The 15,521-nt window shown below is 72.1% G+C and carries 14 protein-coding genes and 1 tRNA gene; 8 read left to right on the top strand and 7 right to left on the bottom strand.

What is annotated here, in order from left to right:
- Positions 1-5: 5 nt before the first annotated feature.
- On the bottom strand, positions 6-584 hold the full coding sequence (locus ACIA6T_RS11565; protein ID WP_399446334.1) for a TetR family transcriptional regulator: 579 nt from the start codon (positions 582-584) through the stop codon (positions 6-8).
- A 130-nt stretch (positions 585-714) separates the two neighbouring features.
- Here ACIA6T_RS11565 and ACIA6T_RS11560 point away from each other — a divergent pair, with 130 nt between their 5' ends.
- Positions 715-1,938, top strand: a complete 1,224-nt coding sequence (locus ACIA6T_RS11560; RefSeq protein ID WP_399446333.1) for an MFS transporter — start codon at positions 715-717, stop codon at positions 1,936-1,938.
- A 103-nt stretch (positions 1,939-2,041) separates the two neighbouring features.
- On the opposite strand, the gene ACIA6T_RS11555 is transcribed toward ACIA6T_RS11560, so the two are convergent.
- From ACIA6T_RS11555 to ACIA6T_RS11545, 3 genes are all read right to left on the bottom strand, one after another.
- Positions 2,042-3,685 (bottom strand): long-chain fatty acid--CoA ligase, encoded by a 1,644-nt coding sequence (locus ACIA6T_RS11555; protein ID WP_399446419.1) that lies wholly within the window; start codon positions 3,683-3,685, stop codon positions 2,042-2,044.
- A gap of 137 nt (positions 3,686-3,822) precedes the next feature.
- Positions 3,823-4,389: a SigE family RNA polymerase sigma factor gene (locus tag ACIA6T_RS11550; RefSeq protein ID WP_399446332.1), complete on the bottom strand. Its 567-nt coding sequence runs from the start codon at positions 4,387-4,389 to the stop codon at positions 3,823-3,825.
- A 240-nt stretch (positions 4,390-4,629) separates the two neighbouring features.
- Positions 4,630-4,953, bottom strand: a complete 324-nt coding sequence (locus tag ACIA6T_RS11545) for a hypothetical protein (RefSeq protein WP_399446331.1) — start codon at positions 4,951-4,953, stop codon at positions 4,630-4,632.
- A gap of 369 nt (positions 4,954-5,322) precedes the next feature.
- Between ACIA6T_RS11545 and ACIA6T_RS11540 the strand changes: the two genes are divergently transcribed.
- From ACIA6T_RS11540 to ACIA6T_RS11525, 4 genes are all read left to right on the top strand, one after another.
- Entirely contained in the window at positions 5,323-6,195 is an 873-nt protein-coding gene (locus ACIA6T_RS11540; RefSeq protein ID WP_399446330.1) for a bifunctional DNA primase/polymerase, read from the top strand.
- 77 nt (positions 6,196-6,272) lie between these two features.
- Positions 6,273-6,719, top strand: coding sequence for a hypothetical protein (locus ACIA6T_RS11535; RefSeq protein ID WP_399446328.1), 447 nt, complete (start codon positions 6,273-6,275; stop codon positions 6,717-6,719).
- A 428-nt stretch (positions 6,720-7,147) separates the two neighbouring features.
- A complete protein-coding gene (locus ACIA6T_RS11530) occupies positions 7,148-8,326 on the top strand; it encodes a hypothetical protein (protein WP_399446327.1) in 1,179 nt (392 codons plus the stop codon).
- A gap of 47 nt (positions 8,327-8,373) precedes the next feature.
- Positions 8,374-8,853 (top strand): hypothetical protein, encoded by a 480-nt coding sequence (locus tag ACIA6T_RS11525; RefSeq protein ID WP_399446326.1) that lies wholly within the window; start codon positions 8,374-8,376, stop codon positions 8,851-8,853.
- Positions 8,854-8,930: 77 nt separating this feature from the next.
- Here ACIA6T_RS11525 and ACIA6T_RS11520 read toward each other — a convergent pair.
- Together ACIA6T_RS11520 and ACIA6T_RS11515 are read right to left on the bottom strand one after the other, a co-directional pair.
- Positions 8,931-9,017: transfer RNA gene (locus ACIA6T_RS11520), tRNA-Ser, on the bottom strand.
- Between the two features lie 64 nt (positions 9,018-9,081).
- Entirely contained in the window at positions 9,082-10,614 is a 1,533-nt protein-coding gene (locus ACIA6T_RS11515; RefSeq protein WP_399446324.1) for a S1C family serine protease, read from the bottom strand.
- Positions 10,615-10,902: 288 nt separating this feature from the next.
- On the opposite strand from ACIA6T_RS11515, the gene ACIA6T_RS11510 reads away from it, so the two are divergent.
- The 3 genes from ACIA6T_RS11510 (at position 10,903) to ACIA6T_RS11500 (ending at position 13,661) form a co-directional block, all read left to right on the top strand.
- The gene (locus ACIA6T_RS11510) at positions 10,903-11,733 is read left to right on the top strand and encodes a glycerophosphodiester phosphodiesterase (protein WP_399446323.1); all 831 of its coding nucleotides are present in this window, start codon (positions 10,903-10,905) and stop codon (positions 11,731-11,733) included.
- Between the two features lie 166 nt (positions 11,734-11,899).
- Positions 11,900-12,544 carry an ATP-binding protein gene (locus ACIA6T_RS11505; protein ID WP_399446322.1) on the top strand — a complete coding sequence of 215 codons (645 nt, stop codon included), beginning with the start codon at positions 11,900-11,902 and terminating at the stop codon, positions 12,542-12,544.
- A gap of 151 nt (positions 12,545-12,695) precedes the next feature.
- Complete coding sequence (locus ACIA6T_RS11500) at positions 12,696-13,661, top strand: DUF5926 family protein (RefSeq protein WP_399446321.1); 966 nt, start codon at positions 12,696-12,698, stop codon at positions 13,659-13,661.
- Positions 13,662-14,478: 817 nt separating this feature from the next.
- Here the strand turns inward: ACIA6T_RS11500 and ACIA6T_RS11495 are convergent.
- Positions 14,479-15,144, bottom strand: a complete 666-nt coding sequence (locus tag ACIA6T_RS11495; RefSeq protein WP_399446320.1) for a bifunctional DNA primase/polymerase — start codon at positions 15,142-15,144, stop codon at positions 14,479-14,481.
- Positions 15,145-15,521 lie beyond the last annotated feature (377 nt).

Genomic DNA, 15,521 nt, shown 5'->3' with positions numbered 1-15,521 from the left:
CGCGGTCAGCGGGCGACCAGGCGGCGCGCCGCCTCCTTCACGGAGGCTCGCAGCCGGACACGGTCGTCCGCCTCCTCGCCGACCAGGATGCGGCGCATCTGCGGGACGACGGCCGTCCAGTTGGCCAGCGCGGTCAGCAGGAACAGCAGGTCGCCGGCCGGGATGGCGTCGGTGACGACGCCCCGGTCCTGGCCGTCCTGGAGCAGGGCGACCTTGCGGACGTAGTGCTCCTGGCGTTCGCCCTCGTGGGGCAGCTCGTCGGTGCCGTACTCCAGGCCTTCCCAGAAGAGCAGGCGCAGCAGTTCGGGGTGGGCGGCGTGGTAGTCCATCAGCCGGTCGACCCAGCTCTCGATGTCGTCCGGGTCGACGGGGACGGACTCGGCGAGGTCCAGCATCTTCCGCTCGAGGACGATCGCGAACAGCTCCGCCTTGTTGCCGAAGTAGGCGTAGATGAGCTGCTTGTTGGCCTTCGCCTCGGCCGCGATGCGGTCGATGCGGGCGCCGGCGATGCCGTGGCGGGCGAACTCGGCGACCGCTGCCTCGAAGATCCGTGCCTTGGTGGCCTCGGGGTCCCTGACTGCCATGGGGACAGGGTAGCGCCACTTGTAACCAACTGTTTGGTTGACATGGAATCCGGCGGGGGCGCAGACTGTTCCCTCCATCAGCCAACCAACCAGTTAGTTGTTAGAGTAGGCTCGAAGGGGTACTCCGCTCATGTCCTCAGCGCCCAGCGCCACCGGCCGGCAGGGCCGCAGGCCACCGGTCACCGCTCCCGGTCAGGGCCCGGGTCCGTCCCGCGGCTCCGGCGCGTTCCTCACGCTCATCGCCGTCTGCACCGCGGTCACGGCCGCCAACATCTACCTCGCCGCGCCGCTGCTCTCCCTCATCGCCCGCGACTTCGGCTCCACACCGTCCGCCGTGGCCTGGATCGCCTCGGTCGCCCAGCTCGGCTACGCCGTCGGCCTGCTCTTCTTCGCCCCGCTCGGCGACACCGCCGACCGGCGCCGGCTGGTCACCGTCCTGACCCTGGTCACCACCGCCGCCCTGATCGCCAGTGCGGTCGCCCCCGGCACCGGCGCGCTGGCGATCGCCGTGTTCGTCGCCTCGGCCGGGACCGTCGTACCGCAGCTCCTCGTCCCGCTGGTCGCCGAACGCGCTCCCGCCGCCCGCCGCGCCCGCCATGTCGCGGCCGTGATCGCCGGCCTGTTCACCGGCATCGTCGCGGCCCGGGTCCTCGGCGGTCTCGCCGGGGAGGCCTTCGGCTGGCGGTGGGTGTTCGCGGGCGCGGCCGTCCTCACGCTCGCCCTGGGCGTCGCCACCGCCCTCGTCCTGCCGTCCGGGCGGCGCCGCCGCGACGGCTCGCTGTTCGGCGGCCTCGCCGCACTGCCCGGACTGCTGCGCCGCTCGCCCGACCTGTGGCGCGCGTCGGTGCGCCAGGCGGGGATGTTCGGCGCGTGGAGCGCCCTGTGGACCTCGCTCGCCCTGCTGCTGACGGGCCCGGCCTACGACCTGTCCACCGCCACCGCCGGGCTGTTCGGCCTCTTCGGGCTCGCGGCGAGCGCGGTGGCGCCGCTGGCGGGCGGGCTGGTCGACCGCTTCGGCGCCGCCAGGGTCGTACGGGGGGCGTATCTGCTCGCGGCCGTCTCCGTGCCGCTGTTCTGGCTGGGCGGGCAGGTCATCTGGGCGCTGTTCGTCGCCGCGACCGCGATCCACGCGGCCCTGGTCGCCTCCCACGTCGCCAACCAGACCCTCGCCCTGACCACCACCTCCAGCCCGGCCGTCGCCAACACGGCCTACGTCGTCTCCGGCTTCGCCGGCGGCGCCACCGCCTCGGCCCTCGCGGGCACCGCCTTCACCCACTTCGGCTGGGGCGGGGTGTCGGCGGTGGCGGCGGTCTGGCTGGCGCTGGGTTGGGGGAGCACGGCGGTACGGCGGTGACGGCCGTCGCCGTACGACTCACCCGTCCACCGGTGGCGGAGCCGCACGCCGCCGGGCGGTGAGGTTCCGCCCCACCGCCCGGCGCATCCGGCGTACGCGGGTGTCAGAGCCGGGTGACGTCCAGCTCCCCGGCGGCGTACTGCCTGCGCAGCACCTTCTTGTCGAACTTGCCGACGCTGGTCTTCGGCACCGACGTGATCACCGTCCAGCGCTCCGGGAGCTGCCACTTGGCGATCCTGCCCTCCTCCTGGAGGAAGGCCCTCAGGGTGGTGAAGTCGGCGGTGGAGCCCTCCTTGAGGACGACCGTGGCCAGCGGGCGCTCGCCCCACTTGTCGTCCGGGACGGCGACGACGGCGGCCTCGGCGACGTCCGGGTGGGACATCAGCGCGTTCTCCAGTTCGACCGAGGAGATCCACTCGCCGCCGGACTTGATGACGTCCTTGGCGCGGTCGGTGAGGGTGAGGAAACCGTCGGCGGAGATCGTCCCGACGTCACCCGTCTTCAGCCAGCCGTCCTCGCTGAACTTGTCGGCGGGGCGCAGGGGCTCCGCTTCGGGGCCGTTGTAGTAGGCGCCGGCGATCCAGTTGCCGCGGACCTCCAGCTCACCGGCGGACTCGCCGTCCCAGGGGAGGCGTTCGCCGCCGGGGCCGGTGAGGCGGGCCTCGACGCCGGCCGGGAAACGGCCCTGGGTCAGCCGGTAGGCGAACTCCTCCTCGGTGCCCACGGCGTGGGCCGGCGGGCGGGCGATGGTGCCGAGCGGGGAGGTCTCCGTCATGCCCCAGGCGTGACAGACCCGCATGCCCAGCTTGTCGAACGCCTCCATCAGGGAGGGCGGGCAGGCGGAGCCGCCGATGGTGACCTGGGTGAGGGAGGAGACGTCCCGGGGCTCGGCGGTCAGCTCGGCGAGCAGACCCTGCCAGATGGTGGGGACGGCGGCGGCGTGGGTCGGCTTCTCGCCCTCGATCATCTCGGCGAGCGGGGCGGGCTGCAGGAAGCGGTCCGGCATCAGCATGTTGACACCGGTCATGAAGGTGGCGTGCGGCAGGCCCCAGGCGTTGACGTGGAACTGCGGGACCACGACCAGCGAGGTGTCCTGGTCGGTCAGGCCCATCGACTGCGCCATGTTGACCTGCATGGAGTGCAGGTAGATGGAGCGGTGGCTGTAGATCACGCCCTTGGGGTCGCCGGTGGTGCCGGAGGTGTAGCACATGGCGGCGGCGGCGCGCTCGTCCAGCTCCGGCCAGTCGTAGGCGACGGGGTGCCCGGCGAGCAGGTCCTCGTACTCGTGCACCCGCGCGGTGGCGTCCGCCAGCGCGGAACGGTCGCCGGGACCGGAGACGACCACGTGCTCGACGGTCTTGAGGTGCGGCAGCAGCGGCGCGAGGAGGGGGATCAGCGAACCGTTGACGATGATCACCCGGTCGGCGGCGTGGTTGACGATCCACGCGAGCTGCTCGGCCGGGAGGCGGAGGTTCAGGGTGTGCAGGACGGCGCCCATGGAGGGGATCGCGAAGTACGCCTCGACGTGCTCGGCGTTGTTCCACATGAGGGTGGCGACCCGGTCGTCGCCGGTGACGCCGAGGTCGTCGCGCAGGGCGTGGGCCAGCTGGGCCGCCCGGGCGCCGATCTCCGCGTAGGAACGGCGGTGCGGTGCGCCCTCGCCGGTCCAGGTGGTCACCTGTGAGGTGCCGTGGATCGTCGACCCGTGGGTCAGGATCCTCGAGATCAGCAGCGGTACGTCCTGCATGGTGCTCAGCACGGCGTCCTCCTGGGCGACATTGCCTTCGGGGCGGTAAGAGTTGCGCTGATTCTGCGCACATACCGCGCGGTATGTCACTAGGGGAGCGAATGATCGATCACGCCGCGTCGGCGGACCGGTGCGCGTCAGCCGCGGACGAGCCCCAGTTCGGCGTCCTCGCGGAGCTTGCCGAGCGCCCTCGACACGGCCGACTTCACCGTGCCCACCGAGACACCGAGCACCTCTGCCGTCTGCACCTCGCTGAGGTCCTCGTAGTACCGCAGCACGACCATCGCCCGCTGCCGCGCGGGCAGCCGCATGATCGCCCGCCACATCGCGTCGCGCAGTGCCTGCTGCTCGGCCGGGTCGTCGCCGCCGGGCACCGGGGCGGGCTCGGGCAGCTCGTCGCAGGCGAACTCGTCGACCTTGCGCTTGCGCCACTGCGAGGTGCGCGTGTTCAGCAGCGCCCTGCGGACATAGCCGTCGAGCGCCCGGTGGTCCTCTATGCGCTCCCAGGCGACGTACGTCTTGGTGAGCGCGGTCTGCAGCAGGTCCTCCGCGTCGCTCGGATTCCCGGTCAGCGACCGGGCGGTACGCAGGAGCACCGGCTGGCGAGCCCTCATGTACGACGAGAACGACGGGTACGGGAGGGTCTGCGCCGCTGTCGCTGGAGTGGCGGCCTTCGAAGCGCTGGTGCAGACGGGTGTGGTCATGGCTCAACGCTATGAGCGGGGCCGGTCCGGCGGATCGCCCGCAGGTCCCGAAGGCACGTCCCCCTCAGGTTGTAGGGGTGGGGCCGGCTGCACCTCCTGAAGGTGGAGCAGCGGGTGAGGGGTACTACGGGTCGGCCCCTGAGGGACCGCCCCCGGAACGTCCGGGCGACGGTACCGAAGCACCGCCGCCCGGACGCCCCGCACCCCACCAAGCACACCCGCACGGTCAGGGCGCCGGCCTCACCACAGCGGGGTGAAGCCGATGACCACGTTGTCGTTGCCCTGGTTGACGGTCGTGAAGGCGGAGCCGGTGACCTGGGCGGTGTTGTTCTGGTTCGTGGCGCCGGCTCCGGTGGCCTGCTGCTGCGAGGTGGCCGAGTTGCCGAAGTTGTCGCCGCCGACACCGCTGCCGAGGGCGTCGGCCTCGGAGCTCGTGGCCGTCGCGTTCGATCCGTCGTCCGCGAGGGCGCCGCTGTCCGCCGCCGCGACGCCACTGAAGAGGGCGGCCGCGAGCGGCAGGGCGGAGACCGCGGCGATGACGCGGGCGGTACGGATGCTTGCCATGTTGTGTTCCCTCCAGAACAAGGACGCACCGGCCCATGACCGTGTGTGGCTCATGACCGTGCGTGCGTGAAGTACGGCTGTCACCAGGGAAGTTGTCCCCCCGCCCCGGTACTGTGCACGACGTCGCGAGATCAGGATTGCCCAGGGAGTCCCCGGCGAACCACCCCGGACGACGTCATTCGCACGCAAGCGTGACGACAAGGCGATAAACCCAGACGCGCCCCTTGAATCCCACCCCTTTCCGACAGGACTCCCCACCCCGCTCCCCGTAAGGGACGAAGCGTTCCGCCACCTTTCCCACCCACGCCCCACTCCGGCGCGCCGCACGCCCCCCTTCCCATCCTCGAACATGTGTACGAAAATGGAGGCATGGCCACCACCGACCGGCAGGCCGCGACCCTGGCCCTCGCACACGCCCTGTCAGCCGCCGAACGCGGACTGGCCGTCATCCCCCTGTCCCGGACGAAGCTCCCGGCCCTGCGCTCCCCGCACCACGACGACCCGGAGCCGTTGAGTCCGCCCTGTCACGGCGAGTGCGGCCGCTTCGGCCACGGCGTCCACGACGCCTCCACCGACCCCACCCGCATCCGCGCACTGTTCGCCGCCGCGCCCCGCGCCACCGGTTACGGCATCGCCTGCGGACTGCCCCCGCATCACCTCATCGGCGTCGACCTGGACACCAAGACCGGTACGGACTCGTTCGCCGCCCTGCGCGAACTGGCCCGACGCCACCTGTTCACGATCCCCGCCACGGTGATCGTCCTGACCCCGAGCGGCGGCCGCCACCTGTGGCTGAGCGGCCCGCCGGACGTCGTCGTCCCCAACTCCGCGGGCCGGCTGGCCCCCGGCATCGACATCCGGGGCGCCGGCGGCTATCTCGTCGGCCCCGGCTCCCACACCGACCACGGCCCGTACACCACCGCTCCGGGCACCGGGCGCCTGCCCCCGGCACCCTGCCCGCCCGCCCTCCTGCGCCTGCTCCTCCCACCGCCCCGCACCCACCACCCGGCGCCCCCGCCGGCCGACGGACACGGCCAGGGCCTGATCCAGTTCGTCCTCGCGGCACACGAGGGCCAGCGCAACACCCGCCTGTTCTGGGCGGCCTGCCGCGCCTACGAGGACGGAATCGGCCCGGCCCTGGTGGACCCCCTGGTCGGCGCGGCCCTCAGCACCGGCCTGTCCGAACGCGAAGCCCGCGCGACGATCGCGTCGGCGGCACGAATGACGGGACACCGCCCCTGACCACCCTCGCCCGCCACCCACGCCCTCTCCCGGAAAACCGAAAGACCCCGATGCACCACTGTTCCAAAGCGCCGACCATGTCACTCGCCCGCGTCCTCCTCGACTCCGGCCGCTCGGTCGACCTCTCCGAGCTGCGGATGTCGTCGACGTACGGCGGACTGCTCGAGGGCTACCCGTGCAAGCCCCTCAACGACAGGACGATCGACTGGCTGCTCCGGTCCGCCGAGAGCGCCTTCCCCGGCACCCCGGTCCACCTGATCCCGCCGCCGCGCGAGCACCCCGACCAGTACGCGGGTGCCTTCGGCCCCGTGGAGGTGCTGCCCAGCGTGACGTGCGTCGGCAGCTTCCGGTCCGAGGCGCTCGACCCGGCCCACGACCGCTCCCTGTACCGCTCCCGCCTCACCGTCATCTGGTTCCAGCCCTCCCCGCGCGTACCCTCCGGCTGCGACGCGGAGCCCTCGCTGCGGGACCTGCCCTGGGAACGGCTGGCCGAGGACGAAGAGCTCCAGGGGCCGCCGCTCTGATCATTCCGGGCGCGCGGGATGACGGTCCCGCGAGGTGATGCACACGTACGGAGTGGCGACAGCCTGAACCTCATCACACGTACGGGTGAGTGTCAGGCCCCATCACCGGGGTACGAAGCCGCTGCCCCGGCCTCCGCGAAGTCCACCCCCGCCGATGGCCCGAGAGGCGAAAAAGCCTGGTGGCAGGGGGTCGCGCGAAAGAAAACGATGCCGCGGAAGACCTTTTCGATCATCTGCTGTCAGCAGCGTGCGCGTGTCTACAGCGCCCCAAACGTCCTGATTGTTCAGAATGTTGCCCACTGCCCCAGTTGAAACTATGAAGTTTCGTTGCCGAGGAGCATGACATGCAGGTTCGCAGGTGGCTCCCAGACCAGCCCACTCGTATCGGCCGTCACGACTGGCCGGACGAGGGGGACAACGGAACGCACATGCGACTGCGAGCCGGCTCCATCGTGGTACTGGACCGGCAGGGGTGGCGGATCCTGGAGATCAACGGCTACCCGAGCAACTGGTGGCCGGACTCCTACGAGAAGGCCTGGCGCGACCACGTGGAACTGTGGTGGCACGCCAACGAACTGCGGCGGGCCAACAACCAGGCGGTCAAACCGGCCCCCGAGCGGGCCGAGTTCTACAAGCGCCCGGTGGTGCTGGTGCTGCGCAACGAGAACCTGCCCCGCTCCACACCGAAGCACTGGTGCGCCCCCGCCAGCCACGACTGGCGGGTCCTCCCCGAGCACTACGCCGTCTGCCGCGCCTGCGGCGAGCTGCCGCCCTGCCACCACGGGGAGTACCGATGGGAAGGCGGTCCCCGCTGGCCGGAGCAGGACGGCGGCATCCCGCTCATGGTGCCGGAGGGCTGCTGCATGGGGTGCGCCGAGCCGATCAGGCCGCGGGTGCGGACCGTGCGCTTCCCGGGCCCGAACCTCTGGTACCCGGACCTCGGGGAGGACACGGCCGTCTTCCACGCCCGCACGGCCTGCGCCGACCAGGTCGACCGCTACCGCATGCAGTGGCAGGCCGAGTACAACCCACGCTCCTCCACCCACCCCGCCACTCCCTCGTTCCCGGGTTTCGAGCACTTCGTACTCCCCCGCACGCGCCACGCGCCGGACGTGTCCCCGCACGACCGGCGGGCCCCCCAGGACCCGCACCGGCCGGAAGCGGAGGAATGCGCCTCCGTGACCGGCGACTTCGGCGCCTTCCCCGCCCCGTTCGACGGACGCCGGGCAGACCCGGGAACCGGCACACCACCGACCGCCCCACCGACCGCCCCGTCGGCACCCCCGGCCACGCCCGAGCCGGCACACCAGTCGGCACCCGCGGTCTCCGGCACACCCGCGGCGGACCCGACGGCACCGGGGCCCCTTCCCGCGGCCGGTACGAGCGTGCCCGCCACAGCGCCGGCCGAGGCGCCCGCGCCCGCGTCCCCTTCCCTCGAAGGCCTCGGGCCGGCCCTCCGGTCCGCGCAGGAACTGGACCTGGCACTGACAGGAAGCCCGTCCTTCCACAACGCCGAGCAGGCGGCCCGGGTGATCGAGGAACTCACCGCCGCGGTCCGCAACATCGCGCTCTGCCTGAACAACCCGGCCACCCGCGAACGCCCCTGACCCGCACTCCCCGGCCGGCAGGTTCCCGCGCAGGTACGTCGTCCGGCGTGGCCACCCGGATCATCACCTTGGCCGGCGTCCTCATCGGCGCCCTGACATCCCACTTCGCGACGGCCATGGCCGAGCGGACAAAGCTGCGGCACCTGATGGCCACCCGGTGGGACGAGCGGAAACTCGACACGTCCATCGGGTACGTGTCGTGCATCAAGGAGGTCCGGGGGGCCGCCATGGACGCCGGGCGGGCCCATGACCAGGGGAAGGACCCATCCGACGCGCTGACCGAGATGGAGGGGAACGAGAAGAGGAGAACGATCCTCTTCGAGACCTTCGTCCTGCTGAGCGACGACAAGGCCGCCACCGCCGCACACGCCGTCAACCAGCGGACCTGGGAACTCCTCGGAACAGCGCGCGTCCCCTCGAACGGGATGGCCGGACTTCGCCCGATCCCCTTGGTGGAGGCGCTGAACGTCCTCCATGAAGCAGCAAGGTCGGACCTGACGATATCCAGCGGCGCCCCCACCCACTGAAGCGCGCACGAGCACCACGACACACAACGGCCCCCGACCGTGCACCTGGTCGGGGGCCGTTCTCACTGCTCGTCGCGCGGAGGCGGTGGGATTTGAACCCACGGTGACATCGCTGCCACGACGGTTTTCAAGACCGTTCCCTTCGGCCGCTCGGGCACGCCTCCCCGCGCCGGCCGGTGATCGGCGGCGCGGGGACAAGGGTAACGGGTTCGGGGTCCGTGGGTGAGGTCAGCTGTCGCCCGTGCGGGAGCCCAGGGTGAGTTCCGTGGTGTGTTCCTTGCCGTCGCGCTCGTAGGTGATCGTGACCCCGTCGCCCGGCTTGTGGGTCCAGATCTCGCCGATCAGGGTGGGGCCGGAGTCGATGACCCGGTCGTCGAGCTTGGTGATGACGTCGCCGGGCTGCAGGCCGGCCTTGTCGGCGGGGCCGCCGGGGTCGACGGGCTCGGAGCCGCCCGCGCCCTGCTCGGTGATCTTCGCGCCGCCCGTCGCGTCCTCCAGGGAGACCGACGCGCCGATCTTGGCGTACACCGGCTTGCCCGTCTTGATCAGTTCCTGGGCGACGTACTTGGCCTGGTTGATCGGGATGGCGAAGCCCAGGCCGATCGAGCCGGCCTGCCCCGTGCCGAAGCCGCCGTTGCTGGTGGACTGGATCGCGGAGTTGATGCCGATCACGTTGCCCTGCGCGTCGAGCAGCGGACCGCCGGAGTTGCCCGGGTTGATGGACGCGTCGGTCTGCAGGGCGCTCATGTAGGAGGCCTGGCTGCCGCTGCCGTCGCTGGAGGCGACCGGGCGGTTCTTCGCGCTGATGATGCCCGTCGTCACCGTGTTGGACAGGCCGAAGGGCGCGCCGATCGCGATCGTCGAGTCACCGACGGCCACCTCGTCGGAGTTGCCCAGGGGAAGCGGGTTGAGGTCCGAGGGGGCGTTGTTCAGCTTGATGACCGCGACGTCGTAGCCCTGCGCGTGACCGACCACCTCGGCGTCGTACTTCTTGCCGTCGGGGAAGGTCGCCGTCACCTTGCCGCCGTCGACGGCCTCGGCCACGACGTGGTTGTTGGTGACGATGTGGCCCTCTTTGTCGAAGACGAAGCCGGTGCCGGTGCCGCCTTCTCCGCTGCTGCTCTCGGCCTCGATGGTGACCGTGCTCGGCAGCGCCTTGGCGGCCACGGCGGCGACCGTGCCCGGGTCGCGCTTCACGTTGCCGCCGCTGGTGGACGCCGAGACGGTCGTCGAGCCGTTGCTGTCGTTCTCCTTGGCCAGCGTGTAGCCGAGGCCACCGCCCGCGCCGCCCGCGACCAGCGCGGCCACCAGGACCGCGGCGAGCAGACGGCCGCGCCCGCCGCCCTTCTTCGGAGCCGGCTGCTGGTAGGAGGAGCCCCAGCCGCTCGAACCGTGCCCGGCACCGCCGTCGCCTTCGCCGCCACCGCCGTACGACGGGGTGGACGGCGGCGGGGGCGGGGGCCAGGAGGCGTCAGGGGTGGAGGAGGAAGGGGTGGGGTCCTGGCCTCCATGGGCACCCTGGCCTCCGTGGGCGCCGTGCGGGCCCCAGCCGGTCTCGCCCGCCGGGGTCTGGGGGCCGGATCCGTATCCCTGGTCCATGTTCTGTGCGGGTGCCTGCGGCGGTGCGGACGGGGCCGGGTCCGGAGCCGCTCCCGGGGCCGGGTGTCCCTGGGGCGCCGAAGCAGCGGGAGCATCCACCGGCGCGGGCGGCGGTGCGGACGGTGCCGGGGGTACCGCGGTGCCCTCGTTCTCGGTGCTCACAGCTTCTCTCCTCGATCCACGGCTGTTGTTGTCGGTCACACTCGGTCACGCTCGTTCACGCCCGTCCACGAGTCCGGCGCGACGCAGCTGTGCATGTCTCTTTGTATGACGTCAGCTTTTCCCACGGGCCGTCAGGGCACCATAAGCCGTTCCTGTGGGTCCGGAGCCATTCTTTATATAGGGCATTACTCACGTAAGGCACGCCATTCGATGCCTCCGACCGGACGGCGACACCGTTCACCCCACTCCGGGCACCCGTCTACCCGTGCACGGTGGCACCATGACGCGGTGACCCACGCACGGCAGCACCTGACCCAAGTCGTCGCGCACCGCGGGGCCTCCGAGGACGCCCCCGAGCACACCCTGGTCGCGTATCACAAAGCGATCGAGGACGGTGCGGACGCGCTCGAATGCGATGTGCGCCTGACCGCCGACGGTCATCTCGTGTGCGTTCACGACCGTCGCGTCAACCGTACGTCCAACGGGCGCGGTGCGGTGTCGGCGCTCGAGCTCTCCGATCTGGCCGCCCTGGACTTCGGCTCCTGGAAGAGCCGCGACGCCTTCGGGGGACCGCGCGTCGAGGAGCCCGACTGGGAGCACCGCCCGGAGGACAGGGAGGCCACCTCCGTCCTCACCCTGGAGCGGCTGCTGGAGCTGGTCTCCGACGCCGGGCGCCGGGTCGAGCTGGCGATCGAGACCAAACATCCCACTCGGTGGGCGGGACAGGTGGAGGAGCGGCTGCTGCTCCTGCTCAAGCGGTTCGGCCTCGACGCGCCCGCCGCCGCGGAGGACTCCCCGGTGCGCGTGATGAGCTTCTCCGCGCGGTCGCTGCACCGCGTGCGCGCCGCCTCGCCGACGCTGCCCACGGTCTATCTGACGCAGTTCGTCTCGCCGCGGCTGCGCGACGGACGCCTGCCCGCCGGCGTACGGATCGCGGGGCCCTCGATCCGCATCGTGCGCAGCCACCCCGCGTACATCGAGCGTCTGAAGCAGTCCGGGCACCAGGTGCACGTGTGGACCGTGAACGAGCCGGAGGACGTGGACCTCTGTGTGCGTCTCGGTGTGGACGCCATCATCACCAACCGCCCCCGCGCGGTGCTCGATCAGCTCGGCCGCTGACCGCGCGGCGCACCACCCGCCCCACCGGCCCCAGGAGCAGCGCGCACGAGTCTTGACCCCGTGCCCGATCCCGGCGCATCCTCACATCTCGGCCACAGCGACGAAATCCAGCCACACGGCTACGGGGAGTGCTCCGGCGCGTTCGGTGCGTATTCGATCGCTTGGAGTGCGTCACCGCTCACGGATCGACCGGTTTCCCGTTCGGGCCCATGGGGCATCCACACCGTGGCGTGGGGCGAAGGAGGTCTCGGGGGTGGCGTTGGTGGTGGCACAGGAGGTGCCCACGTCGTCGAGCATGGCCGTACCCCATGGCCCTGCGGGCGTGGGACAGGCGAGGCGCCGTATGCGCGCGCAGCTGCGCGACGGCGGGGTGGCGGACCCGGTCATCGACGACGCCGTACTGATTCTTTCCGAGCTGCTGAGCAACGCGTGCAAACACGGCCGGCCGCTCGGTGACGCCCTGGCCGGGGACGGGGACGTACGCGCCGCCTGGCGGGTGGACCCGTGCGGACGGCTCGTCGTGGAGGTCACGGACGGCGGTGGCCCGACCCGTCCGGCTCCGGCCACCCCGTCGGTCACGGCGCACGGCGGACGGGGGCTGAACATCATCACCGCGCTGGCCGACGACTGGGGCGTACGCGACGAGGTGCCGGGCGAGGTCACGGTGTGGGTCGTCGTCCACGACGACGTGTACGACCCGGACGCCGGAGCCGGGCACCGGCGCGAGGACTTCGCGGCACGGGTGACGGCGCCCGCGGTCTCCCGCATACCCGGGCTGGGCTTCGCGGACGTCTTCGACGACCTGGACTGAGGGCGGCCCCGGACGGGGAGACGGCGCCGGTCCGGCGCGGTGTCCTCGGTGTCCACAGATCGGCACGTCGTCCACAGGTTCCCGCCGGCCGTGGCGTGAACGGCTAGGCTCGCGCCCGTACGAGACGAGCCGTAACCGGGAGACACCCACGATGGCCAAGAAGCGACCCCAGACGAAGGCCAAGCGCCCGCAGCTCACGGACGGGCAGATCCCGGTCGTCGGCGCCCGCGAGCCCTGCCCGTGCGGCAGCGGCCGCCGTTACAAGGCCTGCCACGGCCGTGCCGCCGCGCACGCGGTGACCGAGCTGGTGCACCGCCCGTTCGAGGGCCTGCCGGGCGAGTGCGACTGGGTGGCGCTGCGTGAGCTGGTGCCGGCCGCCACCGTCGAACTGACGCTCAAGGGCGGCCTGCCCGAGGGCGTCCCGTCGGTCACGCTGGCCACGGTGCTGCCGATGGCCTGGCCCGCGCTGCGCCGCGACGACGGTTCGGTCCTGCTCGGCCTGCAGAACGACACCTCCTCCGGCGACATCAGCCGCGACCTCGCCGACACCCTGCAGCATGCGCTCACCGCCGACCCGGGCACCCCCGTGCAGGCCCGGCGCGCCCCCGCCGACGGTCCCCGGCTGCAGGAGCTGCTCGACCCCGAGAGCGCTTTCGAGCCGGTCGTGCACAGCGGGTTCGAGTTCTGGGTCCCGGACCCGGAGAACGCCACGCCGGAGGTCACCGCCTCCCTGGAGCGGGCCAACGCCGCGGCCATCCCGACCGTCAAGCTGTCGGGCGTGGACTCCGCGTACTGGTGCGAGACGCCCGAGAAGAACCATCTGCGGTGGGTCATGCCGCATCCCGAGGAGCAGCTTCTGGACGCTCTCGCGCGGCTGCACGCGGCGGGCGGCTCCTCCCTCGGTGAGGGCACCCGTCTCGTGGGCTCCTTCCGCGCTCACGGGCTCACCGTGCCCGTCTGGGACCTGCCCAGCGGGGTCGGCGCCGAGGACGTGGAGAAGCCGGCGGCCGAGTTCGCCGAGCGGCTCGCCGCCGCGCTGGCCACGGACGCGCCGCTGACCGCCGACGAGCGCCGCGCGCGCGGCGGTCTGACGAACCGCCAGGTCACGCTGAGCTGAAGTCCGGCCGCACCCCCCGGTTCCGCCGGCCGCCCGGCCGGCGGAACCGCCCTGTCACGCACCATCGGCCCGCTGCGCAACTCCCGGCGCGGGCAAGCCAGTCGGTGACCGGAAAAGCCGAGATCGAATTTGCGAACCGCCGATCTCTTGTTACCGTTCCAGTAGCCCGGTTGCTGGTGCATCCCCCGTCGCCAGCAACCGGGTCTCTGCGTGTCGGCCACCGCTCACGGAAAGCGGTCGCCCGCCAACCGCCCGTTGTCATAGGGGAGTTGATTCCGGAGCGCAACGGCTGCGGTCCCCTTACGGCGTCGGCCTCGACCACCCTGACCGTGCCGGCCCGGCGTCTCGCGTGGGGCAGCCCGTTCACTGCGCGGTGTGCCCGTCGCCGGATCCCAGCCGGATCCCATGAGGCCGGGTACGGCGTTCCAGGCCCGCCGGTGGCGTTGCGGTGGTGGGTCCGCGCCCAGAAGTCCTGCCCTCGCGCCGGCACACAGGTCCGCACCCCCATGCCGTCGGGGAAGGGGAGGAGAGCGCGGGACCACGCCGCACGGCGGCATCACGCCGTCGCCGCGCGCGGTGGGCCGTGCGGAACCGGTGCGGTCCCCGGGCCCGGACGGGTGGCCCTCGTCGGCGGCAGCGACCTCTTGACGTCCCACGCACGGCGGGCCGTACCGCGACCGGTCGGCCCCGCAGGCGTGATCCCCACCCCACCACGGCGGCACACAACCGCGCAGATCGCCACGGCGCCCGTGAGGCGCGCGGACACCCCGGTCCGGGCGGAGAGACCGCGCCCCGGCCGGGATGCCGTGCGCGCCCGCTACAGCTCGGGCGCGCTCACACCCGTACGAGTGAGGGCGTCCACCACGGCGTCCACCACCGCCTCGACATCGGGCACCCACGGCGAGGCGGAGCCGGGCAGCGGCGCCCGTTCCCAGCGGATCTCGCCCTGCGCGGTCCCGGACGGGGGCAGTGCGAGGTAGCCGCCCTCACCGTGGAAGCGGAGGGAGCCGGGGACGAAGTCCTTGGCGTACAGCAGCTCGCCCAGCTGCTCCATGGAGTACGGCTTCACCAGGATCGACCAGCGGGCCGGCGAGGCGACGACCGGGCCGAGCCGCATGCCGTGGCGGTCGAGCGCGGCGAGGGCGCGGGCGGCCGGCAGTGCGGGCAGGGACACCGCGCAGGGGGCCTTGCCGCCGGTGGCGAGGACGATCGGCGCCGTCGGCCGGTTCCCCCACCACCAGCGCACCATGCGCGCGTCGGTGGTGGCGGCGAGGAGGCCGGGGTCGAACGGGTGGGCACCCGGCACCGTGCACTCGGGGTCGGGGCAGGCGCAGCGGGACCGGCCCTGCGGGTCCGCCGCCACACCCGGGAGTACGGGCCACTGCCAGTCCGTGGCGAAGGTCAGGGCCGCGCCGATCAGATCGGGCCCTCCGTCGCCGCGCCGGGACAGGAGCCTGCGTCGCCTTCCGAGGATCTCGCGCATGAGCGCTCGTTCCTTTCCGTTGCACGCCTGGCAACACCGTGGTCCAGATCACGTCATGTGTCGATCACTTCACTGTGCGTACCTATGGGCGCATCACACCCCCGCGCCGGGCAGGGGATACCCCTATGGGCCGAGCACGGGCTGCCTCCGCGGCCGTTCCACCCGTACCGCGTCTATCAGAAGTACGGGCGTGGCGTGGGGGTGGCGAAGTCTGGCGTTTGCCGTCGCGCGTGGTTCTCTCCGCCTCCGCCACGGGAGGATGGGGCACGGTCGTCAGTGGTTAAGACGCCCGGGTCCGTCGCCAGGTTCCCGAGCGGTTCCCAACCGCCCCTGGCCTTCACCGAGTACGTACCCATCACGACCATTGTGACGCTCCG

The organism is Streptomyces sp. NPDC051740 (assembly GCF_044453165.1).
In the GTDB taxonomy this organism is placed as follows: domain Bacteria; phylum Actinomycetota; class Actinomycetes; order Streptomycetales; family Streptomycetaceae; genus Streptomyces; species Streptomyces atrovirens.
The sequence above is the reverse complement of the archived record's forward strand: the minus strand, read 5'-3'. Positions and strand labels throughout refer to the sequence as shown.

Bases quoted from the DNA above. Each gene is read 5' to 3' on its own strand.
- ACIA6T_RS11565 (WP_399446334.1), bottom strand. From the start codon at position 584: ATGGCAGTCAGGGACCCCGAGGCCACCAAGGCACGGATCTTCGAGGCA.
- ACIA6T_RS11560 (WP_399446333.1), top strand. From the start codon at position 715: ATGTCCTCAGCGCCCAGCGCCACCGGCCGGCAGGGCCGCAGGCCACCG.
- ACIA6T_RS11555 (WP_399446419.1), bottom strand. From the start codon at position 3,685: ATGCAGGACGTACCGCTGCTGATCTCGAGGATCCTGACCCACGGGTCG.
- ACIA6T_RS11550 (WP_399446332.1), bottom strand. From the start codon at position 4,389: ATGACCACACCCGTCTGCACCAGCGCTTCGAAGGCCGCCACTCCAGCG.
- ACIA6T_RS11545 (WP_399446331.1), bottom strand. From the start codon at position 4,953: ATGGCAAGCATCCGTACCGCCCGCGTCATCGCCGCGGTCTCCGCCCTG.
- ACIA6T_RS11540 (WP_399446330.1), top strand. From the start codon at position 5,323: ATGGCCACCACCGACCGGCAGGCCGCGACCCTGGCCCTCGCACACGCC.
- ACIA6T_RS11535 (WP_399446328.1), top strand. From the start codon at position 6,273: ATGTCACTCGCCCGCGTCCTCCTCGACTCCGGCCGCTCGGTCGACCTC.
- ACIA6T_RS11530 (WP_399446327.1), top strand. From the start codon at position 7,148: ATGCGACTGCGAGCCGGCTCCATCGTGGTACTGGACCGGCAGGGGTGG.
- ACIA6T_RS11500 (WP_399446321.1), top strand. From the start codon at position 12,696: ATGGCCAAGAAGCGACCCCAGACGAAGGCCAAGCGCCCGCAGCTCACG.
- ACIA6T_RS11495 (WP_399446320.1), bottom strand. From the start codon at position 15,144: ATGCGCGAGATCCTCGGAAGGCGACGCAGGCTCCTGTCCCGGCGCGGC.